At 57.4% G+C, this 258-nt stretch carries 1 pseudogene; it reads left to right on the forward strand.

Annotation, left to right across the window (positions count from 1 at the left end):
• A pseudogene (mrcA, locus tag FDX22_RS19465) lies at window positions 1-258 on the forward strand (peptidoglycan glycosyltransferase/peptidoglycan DD-transpeptidase MrcA); the annotation flags it as partial.

Raw genomic sequence — 258 nt, forward strand, 5'->3', positions numbered from 1 at the left:
GTCAGTGTCATTACGCATGGATGGCATGCGCTGGGCGCGTCCTTACCGCTCGGATACTCAACAAGGCCCAACACCGCGTAAAGTGACCGACGTAGTACAGACTGGCCAGCAAATCTGGGTACGCCAGGTGGGAGATGCCTGGTGGCTGGCGCAAGTGCCGGACGTTAACTCCGCACTGGTTTCGATTAACCCGCAAAACGGCGCAGTGCTGGCACTGGTGGGGGGTTTTGATTTCAACCAGAGCAAGTTTAACCGTGC

The sequence above is a fragment of the Citrobacter sp. TBCS-14 genome, from assembly GCF_005280805.1.
GTDB lineage: Bacteria > Pseudomonadota > Gammaproteobacteria > Enterobacterales > Enterobacteriaceae > Citrobacter > Citrobacter gillenii.